Genomic DNA, 22,295 nt, shown 5'->3' with positions numbered 1-22,295 from the left:
GATGACGTTTGAACCTATTTGGGGTGCCATCATCGCATGGTATCTGTTCCTCGCCGGTCTCGGCGGCGGCGCGTTCGTGACCTCGGCTTTTCTGGGGTGGCGACATCCCGAGGCCGTGTCGATGCGCAAGATCGGGCATCTGGTGGCGCCTATCGTGGTGATCATCGGCCTGTGCTTGCTGATGTTCGATGCGAAGGCGGGCCTCATGAACCCGCTGCGCTTCGCCCTGCTGCTGACGAACTTCGGATCGGTCATGACCTGGGGCGTCGTGTTCCTCGGCGGCTTCACGGTGATATCGCTGGTCGTGGTGGTCCTCGACTTCATGAAGAAGCGCGTGCCGGTGTGGCTCGATATCGCCGGCGTGGTGTTCGGCGTGGCCGTGGCCATGTACACGGGCGCCCTGCTGGGCGTGTGCAAGACGTTCCCGCTGTGGAACAACGCGCTGCTGCCCATCCTGTTCCTCGTGTCGGCCATGTCCACCGGTGCGGCGTCGGTGCTGCTCATCGGCATCTTCAGGCACGCTGACGAGTTCAACCGCGTGGGCGTGCTCAAGAAGTTCCACTTCTGCCTGCCCGTCATCGAGCTTGTGCTGATCGCTGCGCTCATGTTCATCACGTGCACGAATTCCACGGCCGGCTGGAACTCGGTGATGTCGCTGCTGGTCGGCGGATACGCGCCGCTGTTCTGGATCGGGCTCGTGCTCATCGGCCTCGTGCTGCCCACAGCGCTGGAGACGTGGCTTCTGTTCTTCAGCCCGAAGGAGTTCGAGGAGAGCCGCAAAGCTCACTGGATCAGCGCCGCGTCCGACGCGGGCGTGCTGGTGGGCGGCTTCCTGCTGCGCTACCTGGTGGTGGTCGCGGCCCTGCCGCTGACCATGGTGGTGCCCATGTTGTAACGGGCATCGCCCAGCCTGATGTTCCGCGCGCCGCTCCTCCGGGGCGGCGCGCGTGCGTTTGCGGGCTGCCGAGCGTTTCCGCTGCGCAACGCTGGGATCAAGGACTTCTCACGCGGCCGATCTGGTATCTGTTACCTGCGTTTACGTGCTTTTGCACTATAATAGATCGCTTCATGGAAAGGTAATCTGATCAACGGTATCACGAAATATGCTCGCGAGTGGTCGCCCATGGGCTTGGCGCTGTCCTGCGTTCTTGCCGGATTCGCGCTATGCCTGCATGCCGACAATCTGCTGCTGGGCGCCTATGCGCTCGAAGGGGCGGCGGATCTGTTCATCCATTCTTTCCTTGCGGGCGTGGTGGCGTTGTGTGTCGTCGTGTTCGTCTCGGCGCACGACGGCGAGAAGCGACGCTGGTCCATCGGCGTAGGGTTGCTCGCATCGATCGCGGGCGTGTTGTGCGCGCTGCTCTACCAGGTTTTGCCTACTCCGGTGAGCGCTGCGGGTGCTGGTTTGTTCCTGGGCTTCGGCCTGACCTGCCTGCTGCGTCAATGGGGTCGCTACTATCGTCTGTTTTCCTACCAAGGGGCACTGCTCAACACGATGCTGGCATTCCTGGCGGCCTCGTGCTGGTGGTTCGTGGTGTCGCATGCCGGCACGCCGTTTCTGTTCTGCCTTGGAATGCTCGTCTTGGTATCGTGCGGGGCGCTGCCCTTGCTGGCGAGCCAGATCGTGCAGGCCGACGAAATCAAGGCCGGCTTGCGCAGCGTCGTCGCGGTAAAGCCGCTCGAAACCATGCGCGAAGTCATGCAGAAGGGATGGGCGGCGGTTGCCGGCCTCATGTTCAACTTCTTCACGATCGGTTTGACGCTATGGTCCGATCGGATCGGTGTCGAGTCCGGGGACGTCGCGTACAAGCCGATGGCGTATCTGCTGCTAGCCATAGTGGTATGGTGGGTAGTTGCGCACGCGTACCGCGCGCGAGGCGGCATTCTTCAAGCGTTCTACCGTATAGCGCTTCCCGTTGCAGCGGCTCTCATGCTTGTGTGCCCGATCGCCAACGCTACCGGCGCCTTGTCGGGGCTGATGCTGTTCTCTACCATCTCCTATTTGGGCGTGGCGTTGATGAATGTGCTGGGCCTCGTGGTTCTGTTGTGGATGGCGAAGAGTTCCGACGTGGGATTCTCCAAAGTGTTCGCTGCGTTTTGCGCAAGCTGTGCGGCCAGCGTGGCGGTCGGCATGACCGTATTTCAGCTGTTCGGCGCTCACGCCCAGTTGCTGTGGTCGAGCGTCCTGTCGATCTACATCGTGGCTGTAGTGCTGAGCGAGGTGGTGGCGGCCATAGGGCGGCTCCATGCGGCGGGCGAACCCGCGCGGAGGGCGAGCGAAGAGGGCGAGCTGCTCGACTTGGCCGAAGAGGTCGAATAAGCATCTGGCATCCGGTTGGCCGCTGTGTTGATTTGGCGCGAGCGTGCGCGCGAACCTCGTCGGAAAGCCTTATGAGGTTTATCATATACGCAGATGAAACGGGGTGCCCAACCTGTTTGCACCCCCGTACGACCCAAGAAGGAGATGCTCATGGACGCACGCGTGTACGAATTGCTGAACGATCAGATCAACAAGGAGCTGTACTCTTCGTATCTGTATCTGTCCTTCGCCGACTACTACGAGGAGGAGGGTCTCGAGGGCTTTGCCAACTGGTACGAGATCCAGGCCAAGGAAGAACGCGACCATGCTCTTATCTTCCGCAACTACCTGCACGAGAACGGTTGCAAGGTGAAGCTGCTGGCCATCGATCAGCCCGACAAGGAATTCACCACGTTCCTGGAGCCGTTGGAGGCCGCGCTCGAGCACGAGAAGTACGTGACCAGCCTCATCAACGACATCTACGCCGCCGCTGCCGAGGTGAAGGACTACCGCACCATGAAGTTCCTCGACTGGTTCATCGAGGAGCAGCAGGAGGAAGAGGACAACGCCGACAAGATGATCACCCGCATGAAGCTGTTCGGCTCCGATGCGAAGGCCTTGTACGACCTCGATCAGGAGAACGCCGCGCGCGTGTACTCCGTGCCGTCCCCGCTGGCTGCTGCGGAATAGGCCGCAAGCGTCTCCGAGCTATCGCGCCCCCGCCCATGCGGGGGCGTTTTTTCGTTTACAGCGAACCCAGGTACTGCCAGAAAAGCCGTGCCGACGACGAGAGTGGCGCTCCTTTGCGTTTTATGCCGTAGGTACCGAACGCACTGGCATGCGGCACGGCGATGCGCACGAGTGCGCACCCCTCCTTCGGGTCGTTGAGCACGTGGGGTGGAAACCCGAAATACAGCGCATGCTGTTGCGTGGCGCTTCGGACGAGTAGTTCGGCGTCGGACGTGGTCATGAGGATATCTGGATGCGCGCCTGCCGCCTCGCACGCCTCGACGAAGTAGCGGTGCAGGTGGTTTCGCTTGCCGAACGTCACGAACGGCTGCCCGTCGAGGTCGCTCAGCTCCAGCTCTTTGCGCGCGGAGAGCGGGTTGTCTTCGGGGACGAACGCGTACACGCCCGTCTCCACCACCAGCATGGGGTCGAATTCCTCGAGGTACTGCGGAGCCGATCCCACGAGGCTGATGTCGGATTCGCCCGTGCGCACCATGTCGATGGCTGTTTCCGTGGTCACCTCCTCCACCGACAACACGATGTCGGGATGCTCTTCCCGAAATGCGTCGATGGCTCGATCAGGCATGGAGAGCGCCGTGCCGTGCGCCATGGCCACCGAAAGCGTTCGGCGCAGCGCAGGGGCGCCGACGCAGCCGACGTGGCGGCGCTCCAGCTGTTTGAAAGCTTCCACAACCGGAGCGGCATCGTCGAGCAGCGTGCGCCCGGCATCCGTCAGCTCCAGATGGTTGTCGCGATTCGCCAGTAGCGGTTGCCCCAGTTCGTGCTCAAGGTTGCGCACGGCCTTGCTGAGCGCCTGGCGCGACAGAAAAAGCTCGTCGGCCGCCTTGGTGAAACTCCCCAGCTGTGCCACGACGATGAAGTAATCCAGTTGCCGAATATCCACGGTCCCCTCCCAGAAGCCGTTTCGTGTCGGCTCCCAGCATAGCGCATGCCGACGCCTTCTTGATACCTCCGATCATGATCGGAGCGCAAGCAGAAAACAGTTGCGGGTGGGCAACTCGAAGCTGCTTTCTTGCGATGCGGCTCGGTACGTAAGATGGGGATGCCTGCAAGGGGCAGGTATCTAACCAGGAGGGAGCACATCATGGGAAAGCAACAAAGATTCTCGCGTCGTGATTTTCTGAAGTTCGGAGCGGTGGGTGCGGCCGGAGCAGCGGCAGCGGGCATCGTGGGCTGCACGCCCAGCGGCGGCGCGACCGACGAGGCGAAGGCTGCATCGCCCGCAATGGACGGCGCGATCAACTCGTCCGACGCGGTGCTCAAGCTGACCGACGGCATGCCGAAGTGGTCGTTCATGATTCCGCCTGAGCCCGTTCCCGATGATCAGATCACCGAGACGGTGGAGAACGACATCATCGTGGTGGGCGGCGGCATGTCCGGCTTCACCACGGCTGTGTCGGCGGCCGAGCAGGGCGCGAAGGTGACGCTGTTCTCGGCGGCCAGCGCTCCTATCTCTCGCGGCGGCTCGAACTACGCGAAGAACTCGAAGGTGATGGAAGAGCTGGGCATCGAGCCGTTCGATCCAGTGCCGTTCTACTATCACGAGATGCGTGCCGCCTCGTTCGCCGTCGACCAGCAGAAGTGGATGCGCGGCTATAACGAGTCCGAAGAGGCTATGAACTGGATGATCGACATCGCCCGCGAGAGCGGCCTGCAGGTCATCATGGAGCGCGACAACACGTTCGACCTGGGGCCGAACTACGCGCACGCCTTCTCCACCGAGGGCAACAGCGCCATGGTGTCGACGGGCCAGCAGGGCGCCGTGGAGGCGCTCGAAGCAAAGGCGCAGAAGCTGGGCGTGGAGATTATCTACGACACGAAGGCCGAGCAGCTCATCCGGGAGGACGACAACAAGGGCCGCGTGACGGGCGTTATCGCTTCGAAGATGGCCGACGGCAGCTATGTGAAGTTCGTCGCGAAGCAGGCTGTGGTGCTGGCCACGGGCGACTTCTCCAACGACAAGGAGATGCTGGCCGCGTACTGCCCGATGGTGCTGCCGCTAGTGGGTTACGAGCAGGGAGAGATCGACTACAACACCAGCTTCAACCTCACCGGCATCTACGGCGGCGACGGTCAGAAGATGGGCCTGTGGGTTGGTGCGGCGTGGCAGCATGCGTATCCGAACGCGCCCATGATGCAGGGCGCCTGGGGCGGCAGCCACGAGCCGTGCGGCTTCCACATGGGTTTGAATGTGAACATGAACACCGAGCGTTACCAGCGCGAGGATATTTCGGCGCCTTACAGCTCGAATCACCTGTTGTCTCAGCCGGGCAACGTAGCGTATGGCATCTGGACGGCGAATTATCCGCAAGCCATCCTGGACAAGGGGCACGAGTGGTATTCGTTCGGCATGGATTACACCTTGCCCCCGCTTACTCCCGACGAGTTGGTGGCCATGTGGGACGCAGGTGTGGAGACGGGAGCGTACTTCAAGGCCGACACGTTGGACGATCTGGCTAAGCAGTTGGGCTTGGACGCTGCGAAGCTCAAAGAGGTGGTCGCGCGCTACAACGAGCTGTGCGACAAGGGCGTGGACGAGGACTTCTACAAGAATCCCGACTTCCTCGTGAAGATAGACGAGGCGGGCCCCTTCTACGCGGCGCAGAACTACGCGATGTTCATGACTGTTATGGGCGGTCTGCGAACGAGCAAGGACATGGAGGTGTGCGACGAGAACGACCAGCCCATCCCCGGCTTGTTCAACGTCGGCGCTATGGTGGGCGATATGTACGCCAACACGTACAACTTCGCTATACCGGGTAACAGCTACGGCATCAACTGCCTCACGTTCGGGTATCTGCTCGGGCGTGACCTTGCGGCCGGGAAGTTTGCGTAGCCGACCAGAAACGGAGGCGTGACAACGCGGTGACGATTGGCAACGATTTGGTTGTTCACCTGCACAAAAACGCTTCTGAGGGTTCGCAAACCGAACAAAAGAGCGTACAATCGGCGTTGTCCGACAGTTGATAAAAAAATCGCAATACGAACGAATAAAGACTATCTTCGCCAAGTAAACAGTCTCGTGAGGTATTGCTACGAACATCGTGTGAGCGGTGGGCTAGTAGGCTTTCAGCCAAGCGGTACTGTCGGTATTCCTTTCGATGAGGCCGGGGAGCATCCCCGGCCTCGTTGCGTCGGGGGGGGGGCTCCGCTGCAAGCCCCCCCATCATCGCCCGAAAAACACGCTCCACGCGCTGAGGCGTGTTTTTCGGGCGATGATGGGGTCCCGTGCGCTGGCAGCTTCAAGTTGACGCTGAGGGAAAGCATCGCGTGCGCGATCGATTATTGTCGTACACTGTGGATTGATACAAGGACACGGCTCTGCGCGATGCCGTCGGTTTCCCCGATTCCGTGCGACGCGCCGATGGACACGAACGAGTGAATACGATAGGAGCAAGCATGCAAACTGCTTTGCTGTGGGCTGCCGGCGGGACCGGCTTCACCTTCTTGATGACCACGTTGGGCGCTGCGTCGGTTTTTCTGTTTCGCAAGCGCAACAGCATGGTGTTTCAGCGGATATTCCTAGGATTCGCGGCTGGCGTAATGATAGCGGCGTCTGTGTGGTCGTTGCTGATTCCCGCCATCGAGCGCGCGGAGGAAGCGGGGCAGGTCGGGTGGATTCCCGCTGCGGGTGGATTCGCCATCGGCGTGGCGTTCCTCATGGTGCTGCACCAGCTGTTGCCGCACCTGCATCCGGGCGAGAGCAAGCCCGAGGGCCTGCCCAGCAAATGGGATCGTCCCACGCTCCTGTTCACGGCCGTCACGTTGCATAATATCCCCGAAGGCATGAGCGTTGGCCTACTGTTCGCCATGGCTGCCCAGAACGGCGGCGACCCCGCCATGTTCGGCATGGCCGTGGCGCTGGCTATCGGCATCGGTATCCAGAACGTGCCCGAGGGCGCAGCAGTGGCGCTGCCCATGCTGCAGGAGGGCATGAGCGCACCGAAGGCGTTCGCATTGGGAGCGCTGTCGGGTTTGGCTGAGCCGGTGTTCGGCATCCTCGTGGTGCTGTTCGCCGGGCTCATCTCGCCGTACATGCCGTGGATGCTGGCGTTCTCAGCCGGTGCCATGATGTACGTTGTGGTGGAGGAGCTTATCCCCGAGGCGCATCTGGGCGAGCACTCCAACGCCGGCACGCTGGGCGTGATGGCCGGCTTCCTGGTCATGATGATCCTGGACGTGGCGCTGGGCTAGAGGCGCGGTGCAGGATGCTCTTTCTTGGAGACGCTGCTGGTAGTACTATGTGATACGTTGCACCACGAACAATCAACATGACGTGAACGCATGGCGGAAAGGAACGTCTATGGAGAACTTCGAATTCGTGTCGCCGACCCACTTCGTGTTCGGAAAGGGCGCTGAAGAGCAGGTGGGAAGCAAGCTGGCCGAGTGCGGTGCGCGTACGGTGCTGCTGCACTTCGGCGGCCAGAGCGCCGTGAAAAGCGGCCTGATCGACCGCGTGAAGGCATCGTTGGATGCACAGGGCATCAAGCACGTGGAGCTGGGCGGCGTGCGTCCGAACCCCGAGATCACGCTTGCTCGCGAAGGCATCGCGCTGTGCAAGGAGCACGATGTCGACTGGGTGCTGGCCGTGGGCGGAGGCTCGGTCATCGACTCGGCGAAGGCCATCGCCGTGGGCGCGCACTACGACGGGGACGTGTGGGATTTCTTCGAGACGAAGCGGCCGACGGACGACGTGCTGCCCATCGCCGTGGTGCTCACCATCCCGGCTGCCGGCAGCGAGGCGTCGAAGAACACGGTGGTGTCGAACGACGCCTTGCAGATGAAGTCGGGCTACGCGAACAACGCCCAGCGCCCGAAGCTGGCGTTCATGAATCCCGAGCTCACGTTCACGTTGCCTCCGTTCCAGACTGCTGCGGGCCTTACCGACATGTTCTGCCATCTGCTGGAGCGCTTCTTCGACGACGTGGGCGCGGTGCCGGTGACGGACAACCTGTGCCTGTCGCTTATGAAGACGGTGCGCGCCGAGGCGCCGCGCGTCATGGTGGATCCCGAGAACTACGATGCGCGCGCGAACGTGATGTGGGCCGGCATGTTGTGCCACCAGGGCCTCGCCGGCGTCGGCCGTCACGAGGACTGGGCGACGCACGGCCTGGAGCACGAATTGTCGGCCCTCTATCCCGAGATCACGCACGGCGCAGGCTTGGCCGTCATGTTCCCGGCCTGGATGGAGTTCGTCTACGATGCGAACCCGGCGCGCTTCGCCTACTACGGTCGCGAGGTGTTCGGACTGGCGCCTACGGGCGACGTGAACGCCGACGCGCTGTCGGCCATCGACGAGACGCGCTCGTTCTTCGCCTCGCTCGGCATGCCTATCACGCTCGCGGAGCTCGACGTGGAGGAAGACGACATCGAGAAGCTCATCCCCACGCTCAAAGAGAACAAGGGCGAGCCCTTCGGCAGCTTCAAGAAGCTCACCATGGACGATGCCCGCGAGATCTATAGGATCGCGTTGTAACGGCGCTTGCTTTTGCGCCGCCCGTTCGTATAATAGAGGCGAGCCGCAGGGAGCTCTAACTCCCCACGGCTCTCGAATCGCTTCGGCGGTTTGGCTACTTGGTTACGGCTCCTTGTCCTTGCGGATCGGGAGCCGTTCCGCTATTGCTGTCAAGAACCCCAGCAAGCTGGAAGCGAACTCAAGGGCGTCTCACGCGAAGCATTCGTGCCGCTTGCCGCGGAGAGGTGGCGTCTTCCTATAGAAAACAGCTTGCGACGATGACGATGGCGGTGGTCAGCAGACCTGACACGGCGATGGAGACGCCGCTCATGGCGCCTTCGAGCTCGCCCATCTCAAGGGCCTTCGTCGTTCCCACCGCGTGGCTGCACGTTCCGATGGCCACGCCCTTGGCGATGCCGTCGCGCACGCGGAACAGACGCGCCATGAGCGGCGCGGTGATGGCGCCCAGGATGCCGGTGACGATGACGGCGGCCACCGTGATGGACGTGATGCCGCCCAGCTGCTGCGATACCGCGATGGCGATGGGTGTGGTCACCGACTTCGGGATGAACGACAGCGCAAGCGCATCGTCGAGCCCCAGCAGCTTGCACAGCGCGTAGGCGCTAGCCATGGACACCACCGAGCCTACAAGGCAGCCCGCGAAGATGGGAACGAAGTGCTCCTTGAGCGTCTGGCGCTGCCGGTACACCGAGTATGCCAGCGCCACGGTGGCCGGTCCTAACAGAAACGAGATGAGCTGCACGCTCTGCTCGTAGGAATCCAGGGGGATGCGCAGCGCCACGAGCGCCGCGATGATGAACGCGACGGTAACCAGCAGGGGATTGAGCAGCGGCGACTTCACGCGCTCGTACAGCAGCACGGAAAGCTTGAACACTGCGAACGAGGCGACGGTTCCCACTGCGAGTGTCAGTGCGAGTTGCGCTATGCCGTCCATCGCGCCTACGCCTCCTCGTCGGCGACGCGGGCGACGCCTGTCGCATCGACGCGCTTCGCCGTCAGCCGAGACACGAGCATCACCGTGTACGACGTGGCCAAGAACACGATCACCGTGGTGATTACGCATACGAGCGCGAACTTCAGCGCGTTGCCCTCCAAAAGGGAGACGCAGCCCATGATGGCCACGCCGGCGGGAATGAAGAACAGCGACATGTTGTCCAGCAGGCAGTCGCAGGCGTCGCCCACATGCCGCGCTTTCAGCAGACCCGTGCCCAGCAGTACCAACAGCAGCACCATGCCCACGATGTTGCCCGGAAGTCGGACAGGAAGCACGCTTGCGATCGCGCATCCCGCACCGTACACGGCAACCACCAGGGCGAGCTGCGCGGCGAAGCGCGCTCCTCGCTTGCCCGCCCGTCCTGCTTTCGCGCGCCAAGAGACATCGCCATGAGCAGGTGCGGACGCGCACCCGGAGACGCCTGAGACGGCGTCGGTCTGCTGTTTCACGATTCCAATCCTCACGTGTATGCGGGCGCACGCGCCGCTTTGCTTGTGCGCCTGCCCAATTTTTGCCGCGCCCATTGTACGGCGGTTGTCGTGTTTGCGTGCGATCTGCGCTCAGAATTCACGCAAACGACCCTTCCGATCGTTTCGGAGCGCTCTCGAACCAAAGAAAGCGGCACTGCCGAAACCGACGGTGCCGCTTGCAGGTGGTTGCGATCCGGATGCTAGTCCTTGCCTACCAATGCGTTCACCAGCGCCGATACGATGCTGATGACGATGGAGGCCACGAACGCGCTGCCGAACGAGTCGATGACCAGTCCCACTTGGAAGATCCCGTTGGCCAGCCATGCCGCGATGTACAGCATGAGCGTGTTCACCACCAGGTAGAAGATGCCCAGCGTGATCACGCTGATGGGAAGGCTGAGCACCTGCATGATGGGCTTGATGCTGATGTTGATCAGCGACAGGATCAAGCCGAAGATGGCGATGCCCACCCACGCGTCGGTGCCGCCGAGCAGATCCATGCCCGGAACGATCCACACCGCAACGCCCACGGCGATAGCGGTGACGAGCCAGCGGATGATGAAGTTCATGGGACGCTCCTTGACGTGCGACGATATATCCGTATCACTGTAGCACGCTGAAAGCGAGACGGAAAACATCGGTCATGGAGCCGTAACCCAACGAACGGCGCCGACCCGCGCGTATGCGCCGCCTGCGCGAGCGAGCAGGCGGCGCAGTGGGAGCTACAGCACCTGTATCGTCCCGGTGGCCATGAGGGCGATCGATACCGCCATGAGCACCACGATGACGGCGGCTATCGCCTTGTCCGCCATGTTTGGCAGTATCTTCTCGCCGCGTTCGCGCTGGCCCATGGCATATACGATGATGCCGGGAGCGAACAGGATAGTGGTGATCATGATTCCCACCAGCCCGGCCGCCCACACGAGGAACACCGTGTACACGAAGCCGACGGTGCCGAACACGCGGGCCTTCTTCACCTGCTCGGGCGTCAGGTGCTCGCGCTTCCAGGCGATCTTCATGTAGTAGGCCGCCGAGCACACGTAGGGGATGAGGATGGTGGACACGGCGCACGCGTAGAAGAATTGGTACGTGGACGACGAGAACACCGACACGATCAGGAACAGCTGCGTGATGCCGGCCGAGATGAGCACGGTGACGATGGGCGCGCCGTTCTTGTTCGTGCGCGCGAACGACTTCGGGAACACGCCCTGGCGCGCGGCTTCGAACGGCGTCTCGGCGGCGATGATCACGTAGCCCAGCATCGCGCCCAGAAGCGACAGCACCACGCCGAGGTTCACGATGCTCGCGCCGACAGACCCGATGGCATGTTCGAGGATGCCCGCCATCGACGGGGTGGCCAGCTCGGCCATCTGCGCGCGCGGCATGACGCCCATGCTCTCCAGCGAGATGATGAGGTACAGCACGAACACCGAGATGAAGCCGATGACCGTGGCGCGGCCCACGTCGCGGGCGTATTTCGCGCGACCCGAGATGACCACGGCGCCTTCGATGCCGGTGAACACCCACACGAGCGCGATCATGGTGGACACGATCTGCGTGCCAAGGTCGGGTCCGCCCGCTTCGCCCCAGAAGTTCTCCATGAAGATGGCGGGGTCGAACTTGCCCAGCAGCGCGATGGACAGCACGAACAGCGAAAGCGGCACGAGCTTCGCGATGGTGACGATGACGTTGATGCCGGCCGCTTCCTTCACGCCGCGCGACACGAGCCACACGAGCAGCCACAGAAACGCCGACGCGCACACGCACGACAGCAGGTTGTTGCCGCTTTCGAACGGATGGAAGAAGTACCCCAGCGCCGAGAACAGCAGGATGGCGAACGACACGTTCGACAGGCACGCCGACACCCAGTAACCCCATGCGGAGTTGAACCCGACGAAGTCGCCGAATCCTGCCGCCGCGTAGGCGTAGATGCCGCCGGTGAGATCGGGGCGGGCCTGCGACAGCCCGTTGAAGCACATCATGAGCGAGAACACGCCCACGAAGCAGATGGCCCAGCTGATGAGCACGGCGCCGGTGCTGGCGCCTCCGGCGGCCATGTCGCCGGCCAGCGCGAAGATGCCTCCGCAGATGCTGGCCGTGATCACCATCATGGTGAGGCGGAACAGATCGAGGCCGTTCGGGTCGATGATCTGACCTTTGTCGCGGGAGGCTCCTGCGCTGGCGGCGAGGCTCCCGTCGAGGGTTTCAGAGGCAGCGTTCGACATAGCCCCTCCTTTATCTGGGGGTCGAAGGGAATGCTGACGCAGGGCACGGCAAGGTGCGAGCGTCGGAAATGCAACGGCGCGCCGGGCAAGTGCCGCAGCGCGCCGTATGCGGCGATGTAAGAACGGAGGAGACGAGCTGTTTGTGGCGAGTCGGATAGCCGTGAAGGTTCTGGGGGTTTGAGCTAGCGAACAATCCAGTGAATTGTTCGCTAGCGCTTTTCCCGGCCGAGCGGTCGGGGGCCGGGTGCGAAAGCCCCCAGGTTCTGAACGGCTAGACGGCCGCCACAGACAGCCCCCAGGTTAGAAGCGCAGCGACAGGCAGCTCAGGCCGCCGTCCAGCTTGCGGTACTCGGACGTATCGACGGTGATCGTCTCGTAGCCGGCGTCTTGCACGGCCTTCAGCACGGTGGGATAGCCCTCGGGCACGATGACGGTGCCGTTCACCCAGATGCAGTTCGCGGCGTACGCCTCGTCCTCGGGGATCTCGATGCGGTTGTACTGCTCGAAGTCGGGCTTCGTCACGAACTCGCCGGACACCAGCATGTTGCCGTCCTCCAGGTAGTTCACGCCGGTCTTCAGGTGCAGGACCTTCTCCAGCTTCACTTCGGAACCCTCGAGGCCCCAGCCTTCCAGGATCTCGCAGAACTGGCGGATGCCCTCTTCGTTCGTGCGGGCGGACTGGCCCACGTAGAAGTGGTCGCCCACCATCATGACGTCGCCGCCGTCCAGCGTGCCGGGGCTCACGATGCGCTTCACGTGCTCGTCGTCGAAGAACTTGCGCACGGCCGGCTCGATCTCGTCCTTCTCGCCGTTGCGGCTGTCGGCGCCCGGGTTCGTGATGATGGCGCCGCAGCGCGTGATGACCGCGGGATCCTCGACGAAGCAGGAGTCGGGGAACTGCTCGAGGGCGGGCAGGACGGTCACTTCGACGCCGCACTCCTTGAGGGCCGCGATGTAGTCGTCATGCTGCTTGAGGGCTTTCTCGTAATCAGGCTTGCCGAGTTCGGGCGCGGAGGTGATGCCCTCGACCATGGACTTGGCGGGGCGGCGGACGATGACGTTGGAGAACTTGGTCATGACGGATCCTTTCGTGAGAGGTCATTTCCGTTTGCTTCCTATGGCGCATATTGTATTCTGTATATTGTATACAATCAAGAGGAAACGGGAAGTTTTTCGGAGTTGTTGAAAAGGGGATGGTGGGTCTCATTTGGCGACGGCGAGGGGCGCGTCAGCCCTCGAATTCCCTCGGGCGCGATGCGGGGTGCGTGCGCAGAGCGCATCATCGCCCGAAAAACACGCTCCAGCCGCTGAGGCGTGTTTTTCGGGCGATGATGCGTGTCGGAATGCGAGCGCGAATGCGGCAGAACCTCCGTGCATGCGGGGCAAGCGCGCGAATGCGCCGTAGTGCTTGTGGTATATTGGCATACACGAAGGCCGTACGACAGGCGGATGAAATGACGAACGAATACCGTTCCCTCAAAGACCATGTATACAACCACATCGTCGACCTGATCGACGGCGGGACTTTGGCCGACGATCACAAGATCAGCGAGCAGCAGATATGCGATGCGCTCGGCGTCAGCCGCACGCCCGTGCGCGAGGCGCTCATCCAGCTGGCCGCCGACGGTTACTTGGAGAACGTGCCGCGCAAGGGCTTCTACGTCAAGCGCGTGACGGAGGACAGCGCCCGCGAAATCGTGGAGATCATCGGCCCGCTGGACGGCCGCGCCGCGCTGTTGGCCGTGGGCGACATGACCGACGACGACATCGCGCAGCTGCAGTTCTTGCACGGTTCCATGCAGCTGGCCATCGAGAAGGGCCTCTACAAGAAATACGACGACCTGCAGCACGACTTCCACGACTGCTATGTGCGCAAGTGCGGCAACACCCGTCTGATAGGGCTGATTCACCAGATGAACCGCTACTTCATGAAGCGGGAGTACGCCAACGTGGGCGCCGACGAGCTGGACGGCCTGCTGCGCAAGGCCAACGAAGAGCATGCGGAAATCGTCAGGCTCTTCGAGCTGCGCGACGGCGAAGAGCTGCAACGGTTTATTCGCGACGTACATTGGAGCATCGACAATGCCAAGTTCCTCGTCTGGTAGCGCCCAACCCGCGCAGCGTTCCACGCAGAAAGCGCCCGTCTGTCCCGTCGAGCGCGAGTGCGGCGCCTGCCAGCACGTGGGCGTTCCGTACGCGCAGCAGCTCGCAAGCAAGGACACGCGTGTGGCCGAGCTGTTCGCCGACGTGGCTGACGCGTCCGCGTTGCGGCCCATCCTGGGCATGGACGAGCCGTACTACTATCGCAACAAGGTGGTGTCCCCCTACGCGCCCGGCCGCAAGCTGCAAGGCTCCGCGAACGCTCGGGCGGGGAAGGGGCGCGACGCGCGCGGCGGCCGCGACGGCAAGCGCGCCCAGAAGCCGCGCCGCGAGATCCTCTGCGGCATGTACGCGGCCGGATCGCACCGCATCGTCCCCACCGACGGCTGTCTCATCGAGAACGAAGAGGCCAAGCGCATCATCCGCACGGTCCGCGACCTCATGCCGCGCTTCAGCATCGAGCCGTACCGCGAGGATTCCGGCACGGGCTTCCTGCGCCACGCCGTGGTGCGCGTGGGACATACGAGCGGCGAGATCCTGGTCACGCTGGTCACGAACGGCCGCGCTTTCCCCGCATCGCGCGCGTTCTGTCGAGAGCTGGTGCGCCGCTGCCCTCGCATCACGTCGGTCGTGCAGAACGTGAACGAGCGCCAGACCAACGTAATTCTCGGCGAGCGCGAGCAGACGCTGTACGGTCCGGGCTTCATCCTGGACAAGCTGTGCGGGCTGAGCTTTCGCATCTCGTCGCAGTCGTTCTACCAGGTGAATGCCGTGCAGACCGAGGTGCTGTACGAGCGCGCCATCGACCTGGCCGGCTTCACCGGCTCTGAAACGGCCATCGACGCCTACTGCGGCACCGGTACCATTGGTCTGGTGGCCGCCAAGCGCGGCGCGCGCCAGGTGATCGGCGTGGACACGGTGGCGTCGGCCGTGCGCGACGCGCGCGAGAACGCGAAGCACAACGGCGTGGAGAACGCTCGGTTCGCGGTGGGCGATGCAGGGGCGTTCATGCGCGAGCGCGCCGCCGCAGGCGATGCTGTGGACGTGCTGCTGATGGATCCGCCGCGCGCCGGGTCGAGCGAGGAGTTCCTCGCGGCCGCAGTGACGCTGGCGCCCCGGCGCATCGTCTACATCTCGTGCAACCCGACTACGCAGGTGCGCGACCTGGCCTTTTTGCGCCAGCACGGCTATGCCGTTCGCACGGTGCAGCCGGTCGACATGTTCCCTCATACGGATCACATTGAGACGATCGCGCTGGTGGAGCGCGTCGAGGGCTTCTTTGAAAGGAGCGGCCGATGAGCGATTGCGATATTCGTCAGTCGTCGAACGATGAGCCTGACGAAGCGGTTCCGAGGATGCGGCACGACGCGCCGCTCGCGGTCGACGGGAGCCATGGCGGCTCCACCGATCTGCGCAGCTTCGTGTTCGATACGGTTCTCGAAGGCATGCGCACGAGCATCTACGTGACTGATCCGAAGACGGATCGCATTCTTTATATGAACGGGTTCATGAAGCACGATTACGGCGTGGAGGATCCGGAGGGCAAGGTGTGCTGGCAGGTGCTGCAGCGCGGCTTGACCGAGCGATGCGCCTTCTGCCCGGTTGACGAGCTTCTAAGCTGCGGCGACGAAGTTCCATTGGTGGAGTGGGACGAGGAAAGCCCCATGACGGGGCGCACGTACCGCAACTACGACAGCCTGGTGACCTGGGTCGACGGGTCGCGTGTGCATTTGCAGCAGTCGGTGGACATCACGGCGCTCGTTTCTGCGAACACCGACGAGCTCACCGGGATGCTGTCGCGCCGAGCCGGTAAGGAGCGGCTGGGCATCTCGCTTGCGCGGGCTGCGGTCGAGGGCGAGCAGGTGTCCGTCGTTCTATACGACATCAACCGGCTGAAGGATGTGAACGATCTTCATGGCCATGCCGAGGGAGATTACCTGATCCGCTCGGCCGCGAACGCCGTACGATGCGAATTCGGTCCCAACGATTACGGGTTCCGCTTGAGTGGCGACGAGTTCGTGTGCGTATTCCTAGGCGACGCGGCTTCCACGCGCGTCAAGATCGAGCGCGCACGCGCTGCGCTCTCGGCGATTCCGCGCCGCACTGATCCTCCCTACGAGATGGGTTTCTGCTTCGGCATCGCAGAGGCGGACCCCGAAGCGCCGCTGGAGTTGTACGAGGTGCTGGCCTTGGCGGACCGGCGTATGTACGAGGAGAAGCGACGTTTTCATATAGATCGCAACATCAACGCCCTGATCAGCGCTGAGCGATCGGGCAGGGGGGTGTCGGTCGATCCGTGCTCGTTCTCGTACGATGAAAGCAAGCTGTACGACGCGCTGGTCGAGAGCACCGACGATTATCTGTACGTATGCAACATGAGAACCGGCGTGTTCCGCTACCCGCGCGCTATGGTGGAAGAGTTCGACCTTCCCTCCGAGGTGGTGGAAAACGCGGCAGCCGTGTGGGGTTCGAAGGTGCATCCTGACGACAAGCAGGCGTTCCTCGAATCGAACCAGGAAGTCGCCGATGCGCGCACGACGCGCCATTGGGTGGAGTATCGCGCCATCAACCGCAAAGGCGAATGGGTGCGTCTGCGATGCCGCGGCCGGCTCATCCTCGATGCGAAGGGAAAGCCGCTGCTGTTCGCCGGGTTCATCACGAACCTGGGAAAGAAGAGCAAGGTCGACCCGCTGACCGGTCTTTTCAACAAGTTCGAGTTCGAGGACGATGTGCGTCGTCGTATGGAGACGATGCAGAGCGCGCGGATCAGCCTCATGGTGCTGGGCATCGACGACTTGCGGCACATCAACGACCGCTACGACCGTGCATTCGGCGATGAGGTCATTCGGTTCGTGGCGCAGCGCATCCAAAGCTCGCTGCCCGAGGACGCGCGCGTGTACCGTCTGGACGGCGACGAATTCGCCGTGATCGTCGATGACGATGTCGACGTGCTGCGCAGCGCATACGCGCAGCTAGGCGGTATGTTTCAGCGACAGCACGATCATGAGGGCCGCAAGTTCTATTGCACGCTGTCCGGCGGCATCGCGCAATATCCCGGCGATGCCGAAACGTACGAGAGCCTCGTGAAGTACGCCAATTACGCGTTGGAACACGCGAAAGGGCATGGGAAGAAGCGCTGCGTAAACTTCTCGCAGCCTATTCTGGCCGAGCGCGTGCGCGAGCTCGAGCTGATGGAGCTGCTACGGGACAGCGTGGAGAACGGCTTCAAGGGATTCAGCCTGTGCTACCAGCCTCAGGTGGAAGCTGCAACGGGTTGCGTCGTGGGAGCCGAGGCGCTTGCGCGTTGGCGTTGCGACGAGTATGGCGACTTGTCGCCGCTCGAGTTTATCCCGCTGCTCGAAGAGAGCGGTCTTATCGTTCCTGTGGGCACGTGGGTTCTGCAACATGCTGTGGACACCTGTAAACGATGGAGGAAGGCGATCCCCTCGTTTACCATGAGCGTGAACCTGTCGTATCGCCAACTTGACGAGGACGGTCTGGTTCCTCTTATCGTGGACACGTTGCGAGAGGCGGAGCTGCCTCCTGAGAGCCTCGTCGTGGAGATGACCGAAAGCCGTTTCGCCGACGACGCCCAGGTCACTCATGAGCTGTTCGATCAGCTGCGCATGCAAGGCGTGCGCGTGGCTATGGACGATTTCGGTACGGGCTACTCGTCGTTGGGCGTGTTGAAGACGTCGCCTGCCGACATCGTGAAAATCGACCGCGCGTTCATCCGCGATATCCAGACGAGCACGTTCGATGCCACGTTCATCAAGTTCGTGGTGGAATTGTGCCACGCCGTGGGCATCAGCGTGTGCCTCGAAGGCGTGGAGACCAACGAAGAATACGAAGTAGTGGGCGGCATGGGTCTCGATTATATCCAAGGCTTCCTGTTCGGTCGTCCTCTGCCAGAAGAAGAGTTCGAGCGGAGGTTCTTGGAGGGGAGGGCATGATGGCTGCTGTGCAAACGGAAACGCTGGTCGATCGGGCGGCGGCGGTGCTCTCGGCACGCCGCTTGGCCGATGCCGATACGCCGGCGCTGCTGATGGTGTCGGGCGGGTCGGATTCGACGGCGCTCGCGTATATCGCCTGCGAGTTGCGGGAACGCGGGGCGCTGGGGCAGCTTGCCATGCTGCACGTCAACCACCGGCTTCGGGGCGAGGATGCCGACGAGGACGCTCGCTTCGTCGCTCAGTTGGCCGAGCTGCTGGACGTTCCGCTGTTCTCGTGCGACATAGACATAGCGGGAGAGGCGCAGCGCACGGGCGAGAACGTGGAGGCGGTGGCCAGGCGTGAGCGTTACCTGGCGGCCAACGAAGCGCTCGAAAGCCTCTGCTTGCATGCGGCGACACCGCTTGCCGATGGACGCATCCTGACGGCGCACACGGCCGACGATCGCGTGGAGAGCTTCTACATGCGCTCCATCGTGGGCACGGGGCCGGGTGGGTTCCGCGCCATGAAGCACCGCAACGGGCCGGTGGTGCGCCCCCTGCTGGATGCGAGCCGCGAGGAGCTGCGCGCCTACATCGTGCGCCGCGAGCAGGATGGTGCGCCGGCGGCCTGCGACGACGAAGGCAACTTGTGGCGCGAGGACGCGACGAACGCGCACACCGACCGGTTCCGGGCCTACGTGCGCCATGAGATCGTCCCGCGTGCGAAAGAGCGCAACCCGCAGCTTCTGGAGGTGCTCGGCCGCACCATGAACCTCATTGCCGACGAGGACGATATGCTGGAGCGCATGGTGGATGGGCTGATGGCGGGCCACGTCGAAGCGCTCGGCGACGAGTACGACGCAGGTTGCGTGCTGGCGCCCGCATTCGGCGCCGAGCCGTTGCCCCTGCGCCGGCGCGCCGTGATGCGCGCGCTGCAGCTGATGCTGGGTCGCGACGCCCGCGTGGAGACGGCCTCGGTGGAGGCCGTGCTGGCCGCGTTCGACGACGAGACGGGCGGCAAGCCTCGCAGCGGCTACGTGGCCAACATCCAAGGCGATCTCGCCGTCAGCGCGAACAAGCGCGGCGTCCGCATAGAGCCCATGGCCGCCTACCGCGCCCGCCGAAAGCGCGGGTAGGTCGCGCTACGATCGTCTCCAAAGCGATTCGTCGGCGATGGCTTCGGGAAGCCATGCTCCCACTGACTTCGACGCGCCCCACCAAGCGAGCGTGTTGCGGTGCCACAGGGCGATGCGCTTGAACGCGACGGTGTTGTCCAATACGTGCGCCTCCTCGCAGTAGGGTAGCGCTTTGCTCAGACTCGCAAGCGACGCCCGGTACCGTTTTCGAACGAGCGCCTCATCTATATCGTGACCTCCCGCCTGCACGCGGCGTTCGATGCGTTGCAGGGCTATGCCTTCGTTTGCAAGGCCGATGTAGAACAGGAACACGCGGTATCCCTTCTCGCGTGCTTCGGCCATGGTGCGCAGGGCTCGATGGCCGGCCAGCGTTGTTTCCTGATTGAACGAGCGTCGTGCCGCCAGATGCTCGTCCACGCTGCGCAGCGCGATCCTGCCTGCGGCCACTTGATCCTGGCCGTTCGACCAGTCCCCGCCTTGCTCTCGGAGGATTTCGTCGGGGTTCACGCGCGCCATGGTGGCGGGCATCCCTCCCGTGCGCCAGAAATCGCTGCGGAACAGGGTGGATTTGCCTGCTCCGTTCACGCCGGCGAACACCACGTAGAACGGTTGCTCGCTCATCAGAAGACCCCTTGGCGAACGAGCTCCGACTGTTTGCGTTGGAGGAAGAAGTCGGCGACGGCGATGCGGAACGCGGCCTGCTCGGGGTCGTCGATCGCCGCTATCTCGGCAGCGCTCGGGCACGCTGCCAGATGGTCTTTGCATGCGCGATAGAGCTCGCTTGCTGCTGCGTGCGGCTTGCTGTCGTCTGCAGGGGACGGAACGTCCGCCTTGCGCGGACGGCCTGCGGACGGCCGGGTTGCGGCACGCTGCATCACGTCCTCCTCCCGGAGCGTCCACGTGCGTCCGACTTTCTGCGCCGGCAATGCTCCTTGTGCGATGAGCGCCCGCACCCGCGTTGGCGTGACCTGTAGGATTTCGGCGCTTTCGACGACCGACAGCATGCAACCTCCTTGGTTCTGCGCGAGCGGCATATGATCCGAGTATAGAATAATCATTGCGATATCGCAATGATTATTGAAATCGATGAGGGACGGCTTATGCGTTCTCAACGATATCGCGTACGCGCGTTCTCTTATCGCAGCGCATCGCGACGATTGTTTCACGTGAAACAATTCGGTGAGATGTGTAGCAGGGAGAATCGGGGAGGAGTTTGCGGTCGGGGTCAGAGTTGCCCGCGCTTGCGTCTGGGCGCTTCGCGTGGAACCTGCGTGCTCTTGGTGCAACGCTTGCGCCCGCTGCGCTACAATACCGCGCATGGAAAACGAACAGAACACTTCATCGGCCGCTTCGTCTGCCGACCCCGTAACGCCCGCCCTCGACATCGTGCTGGCCAGCGCGTCGCCGCGCCGCAAGCAGCTGCTCGAAGACGCCGGCGTGCGCTTCGTCGTGCACGCGTCTGAGGTGGACGAGACCTTGGAGCCCGACCTCCTGGCCGATCCGCCCGAGGCGTGCAAGAAGCTGGCCGAGCGCAAAGCCGGCGCCGTGGTGCAGGAGGTGCTGGCCGAAGACTACACAGGCATGGCCGCCGTCATCGGCGCCGACACCATGGTGGTGTGCGAAGGGGAGATATTCGGCAAGCCCGTCAGCCTGTCCGACGCGAAGCGTATGCTGCGCTGCCTGTCGGGTCGCACGCATGAAGTGCTGACGGCTGTATCCGTATGGATGGTGGCCGCGCCCGAGCCCGAGAACATCTCGCTGGGCTTCCGCACGTTCGTCGATCGCTCGGCTGTGACGTTCCGCGAGCTGACCGACGAAGAGATCGTCGACTATCTGCGCAAGGGCGAGTCGTTCGACAAGGCCGGCGCCTATGCCGTGCAGGGGGCCGGAGCCGATCTGGTGGCGCGCGTCGACGGCGCGATGGACACCGTCATCGGCCTGCCCGTAGGTCGTTTGCTGGAGGAGTTCCCGGACTTCGCGGGTTCGGCGTCCTGACGGACGGCGAACGACTCGACGCTGGGCGGCTGCGCCGCCCGATCTCTCAGTCGAGTCGAGGGCTCGCACATTGAGATGCGCTTCGCCTGCGCTCTCCCCACGATCCCGCGCGCCGCAACCGCCCTTGCTGACTTGCTGCGCCAGCCTATGGCATTTTCAACCTATCGTCCCAGTTCCCATTGCGAAATGTAAAAATCGTGACAGGCAGGCTGGCGTTACCGTATCGTCTCCTTTTCCCGGAGAGGCAATGGTACACTAGCTGAATTCAAGGTAAGCGTGACGCTCTCGCCCATTGATCTCGCAGATTGATCAGGGGCGATAGCAGAAGCGAAATGCGACGATAGAGGTTAGGAACGTGCACAACGACATTTCGGAGATCCTGTTCACCGAAAAGCAGCTCGCCGATCGCGTAGGCGAGATAGGCGCAGCCATTACGAGCGATTACGCCGACGTTGCCGACGAGGGCATCATCCTGATCTCGGTTCTGCGCGGTGCCGCTATCTTCATGGCGGATCTGGCGCGCAAGATCGAGCTTCCGCTCGAAATGGACTACATGGCCATCTCGTCGTACGGAAACGGCGCCAAGAGCTCCGGCGTGGTGCGTATCCTGAAAGACCTCTCGTCTCAAATCGAAGGGCGTCACGTCATCGTGGCCGAGGATATCCTCGACTCCGGTCTTACCCTGACGTACTTGCTGAAAAACCTGTCGTCGCGTCAACCGGCTTCCATCGAGGTAGCCACGCTTCTTCGGAAGAAGACGCTTGCGCAGGCGAAGATCGATTGCAAATATATCGGTTTCGAGTGCCCCGATGAGTTCATCGTGGGTTACGGGTTGGACTATGCGGAGCGGTATCGCAACCTGCCCTACATCGGCATCTTGAAGCCGGAGATTTACTAGCGAAGCTACCTTGGCGGTCG

The 22,295-nt window shown here is 62.8% G+C and carries 20 protein-coding genes; 12 read left to right on the top strand and 8 right to left on the bottom strand.

Going from position 1 to position 22,295, the window contains the following annotated elements; genetic code table 11:
- Position 1: 1 nt before the first annotated feature.
- The 3 genes from nrfD (at position 2) to GT590_RS00305 (ending at position 2,989) form a co-directional block, all read left to right on the top strand.
- Positions 2-895, top strand: coding sequence for an NrfD/PsrC family molybdoenzyme membrane anchor subunit (gene nrfD / locus GT590_RS00315; RefSeq protein WP_009305278.1), 894 nt, complete (start codon positions 2-4; stop codon positions 893-895).
- A 228-nt stretch (positions 896-1,123) separates the two neighbouring features.
- Complete coding sequence (locus tag GT590_RS00310; RefSeq protein WP_009305277.1) at positions 1,124-2,320, top strand: hypothetical protein; 1,197 nt, start codon at positions 1,124-1,126, stop codon at positions 2,318-2,320.
- Positions 2,321-2,470: 150 nt separating this feature from the next.
- Positions 2,471-2,989, top strand: coding sequence for a ferritin (locus GT590_RS00305; RefSeq protein ID WP_009305276.1), 519 nt, complete (start codon positions 2,471-2,473; stop codon positions 2,987-2,989).
- Positions 2,990-3,044: 55 nt separating this feature from the next.
- Here GT590_RS00305 and GT590_RS00300 read toward each other — a convergent pair whose 3' ends face one another.
- Positions 3,045-3,932, bottom strand: a complete 888-nt coding sequence (locus tag GT590_RS00300) for a LysR family transcriptional regulator (protein ID WP_009305275.1) — start codon at positions 3,930-3,932, stop codon at positions 3,045-3,047.
- 201 nt (positions 3,933-4,133) lie between these two features.
- On the opposite strand from GT590_RS00300, the gene GT590_RS00295 reads away from it, so the two are divergent.
- The 3 genes from GT590_RS00295 (at position 4,134) to GT590_RS00285 (ending at position 8,525) form a co-directional block, all read left to right on the top strand.
- Positions 4,134-5,885 (top strand): FAD-dependent oxidoreductase, encoded by a 1,752-nt coding sequence (locus tag GT590_RS00295; RefSeq protein ID WP_009305274.1) that lies wholly within the window; start codon positions 4,134-4,136, stop codon positions 5,883-5,885.
- 563 nt (positions 5,886-6,448) lie between these two features.
- Positions 6,449-7,243: a ZIP family metal transporter gene (locus GT590_RS00290; RefSeq protein ID WP_009305273.1), complete on the top strand. Its 795-nt coding sequence runs from the start codon at positions 6,449-6,451 to the stop codon at positions 7,241-7,243.
- Positions 7,244-7,352: 109 nt separating this feature from the next.
- Positions 7,353-8,525, top strand: coding sequence for an iron-containing alcohol dehydrogenase (locus tag GT590_RS00285; protein WP_015761453.1), 1,173 nt, complete (start codon positions 7,353-7,355; stop codon positions 8,523-8,525).
- A gap of 235 nt (positions 8,526-8,760) precedes the next feature.
- On the opposite strand, the gene GT590_RS00280 is transcribed toward GT590_RS00285, so the two are convergent.
- The 5 genes from GT590_RS00280 to GT590_RS00260 all read right to left on the bottom strand — a co-directional run bounded on the left by GT590_RS00280 (position 8,761) and on the right by GT590_RS00260 (position 13,291).
- A complete protein-coding gene (locus tag GT590_RS00280; RefSeq protein ID WP_009305271.1) occupies positions 8,761-9,459 on the bottom strand; it encodes an LrgB family protein in 699 nt (232 codons plus the stop codon).
- Between the two features lie 5 nt (positions 9,460-9,464).
- A complete protein-coding gene (locus GT590_RS14640; protein WP_009305270.1) occupies positions 9,465-9,968 on the bottom strand; it encodes a CidA/LrgA family protein in 504 nt (167 codons plus the stop codon).
- Between the two features lie 221 nt (positions 9,969-10,189).
- Positions 10,190-10,558 carry a phage holin family protein gene (locus tag GT590_RS00270; RefSeq protein ID WP_009305269.1) on the bottom strand — a complete coding sequence of 123 codons (369 nt, stop codon included), beginning with the start codon at positions 10,556-10,558 and terminating at the stop codon, positions 10,190-10,192.
- 153 nt (positions 10,559-10,711) lie between these two features.
- Complete coding sequence (locus GT590_RS00265; RefSeq protein ID WP_009305268.1) at positions 10,712-12,214, bottom strand: basic amino acid/polyamine antiporter; 1,503 nt, start codon at positions 12,212-12,214, stop codon at positions 10,712-10,714.
- 300 nt (positions 12,215-12,514) lie between these two features.
- Positions 12,515-13,291 (bottom strand): dimethylarginine dimethylaminohydrolase family protein, encoded by a 777-nt coding sequence (locus tag GT590_RS00260; RefSeq protein WP_114533569.1) that lies wholly within the window; start codon positions 13,289-13,291, stop codon positions 12,515-12,517.
- A 377-nt stretch (positions 13,292-13,668) separates the two neighbouring features.
- Here GT590_RS00260 and GT590_RS00255 point away from each other — a divergent pair, with 377 nt between their 5' ends.
- From GT590_RS00255 to tilS, 4 genes are read left to right on the top strand one after another with little or no spacing between them, the layout of a single operon-like run.
- On the top strand, positions 13,669-14,319 hold the full coding sequence (locus tag GT590_RS00255; RefSeq protein ID WP_009305266.1) for a GntR family transcriptional regulator: 651 nt from the start codon (positions 13,669-13,671) through the stop codon (positions 14,317-14,319).
- Positions 14,297-15,613 (top strand): 23S rRNA (uracil(1939)-C(5))-methyltransferase RlmD, encoded by a 1,317-nt coding sequence (gene rlmD / locus GT590_RS00250; protein WP_114551702.1) that lies wholly within the window; start codon positions 14,297-14,299, stop codon positions 15,611-15,613. The genes GT590_RS00255 and rlmD overlap by 23 nt, the downstream gene beginning before the upstream one ends.
- Positions 15,610-18,267, top strand: coding sequence for an EAL domain-containing protein (locus GT590_RS00245; protein ID WP_114551701.1), 2,658 nt, complete (start codon positions 15,610-15,612; stop codon positions 18,265-18,267). Before rlmD ends, GT590_RS00245 begins: the two co-directional genes overlap by 4 nt.
- Positions 18,264-19,382, top strand: a complete 1,119-nt coding sequence (gene tilS / locus GT590_RS00240; protein ID WP_205289522.1) for a tRNA lysidine(34) synthetase TilS — start codon at positions 18,264-18,266, stop codon at positions 19,380-19,382. Before GT590_RS00245 ends, tilS begins: the two co-directional genes overlap by 4 nt.
- 6 nt (positions 19,383-19,388) lie before the next feature.
- Here tilS and GT590_RS00235 read toward each other — a convergent pair whose 3' ends face one another.
- Positions 19,389-20,003 carry a zeta toxin family protein gene (locus GT590_RS00235; RefSeq protein WP_114551700.1) on the bottom strand — a complete coding sequence of 205 codons (615 nt, stop codon included), beginning with the start codon at positions 20,001-20,003 and terminating at the stop codon, positions 19,389-19,391.
- A complete protein-coding gene (locus tag GT590_RS00230) occupies positions 20,003-20,386 on the bottom strand; it encodes a helix-turn-helix domain-containing protein (RefSeq protein WP_009305261.1) in 384 nt (127 codons plus the stop codon). Before GT590_RS00230 ends, GT590_RS00235 begins: the two co-directional genes overlap by 1 nt.
- Before the next feature lie 313 nt (positions 20,387-20,699).
- Between GT590_RS00230 and GT590_RS00225 the strand changes: the two genes are divergently transcribed.
- Positions 20,700-21,377 (top strand): nucleoside triphosphate pyrophosphatase, encoded by a 678-nt coding sequence (locus GT590_RS00225; RefSeq protein WP_086414261.1) that lies wholly within the window; start codon positions 20,700-20,702, stop codon positions 21,375-21,377.
- Positions 21,378-21,717: 340 nt separating this feature from the next.
- Positions 21,718-22,275 carry a hypoxanthine phosphoribosyltransferase gene (gene hpt, locus GT590_RS00220; RefSeq protein WP_343085201.1) on the top strand — a complete coding sequence of 186 codons (558 nt, stop codon included), beginning with the start codon at positions 21,718-21,720 and terminating at the stop codon, positions 22,273-22,275.
- Positions 22,276-22,295 lie beyond the last annotated feature (20 nt).

The organism is Eggerthella sp. BIOML-A1 (genome assembly GCF_009875595.1).
Lineage (GTDB): Bacteria > Actinomycetota > Coriobacteriia > Coriobacteriales > Eggerthellaceae > Eggerthella > Eggerthella lenta.
The sequence above is the reverse complement of the archived record's forward strand: the minus strand, read 5'-3'. Positions and strand labels throughout refer to the sequence as shown.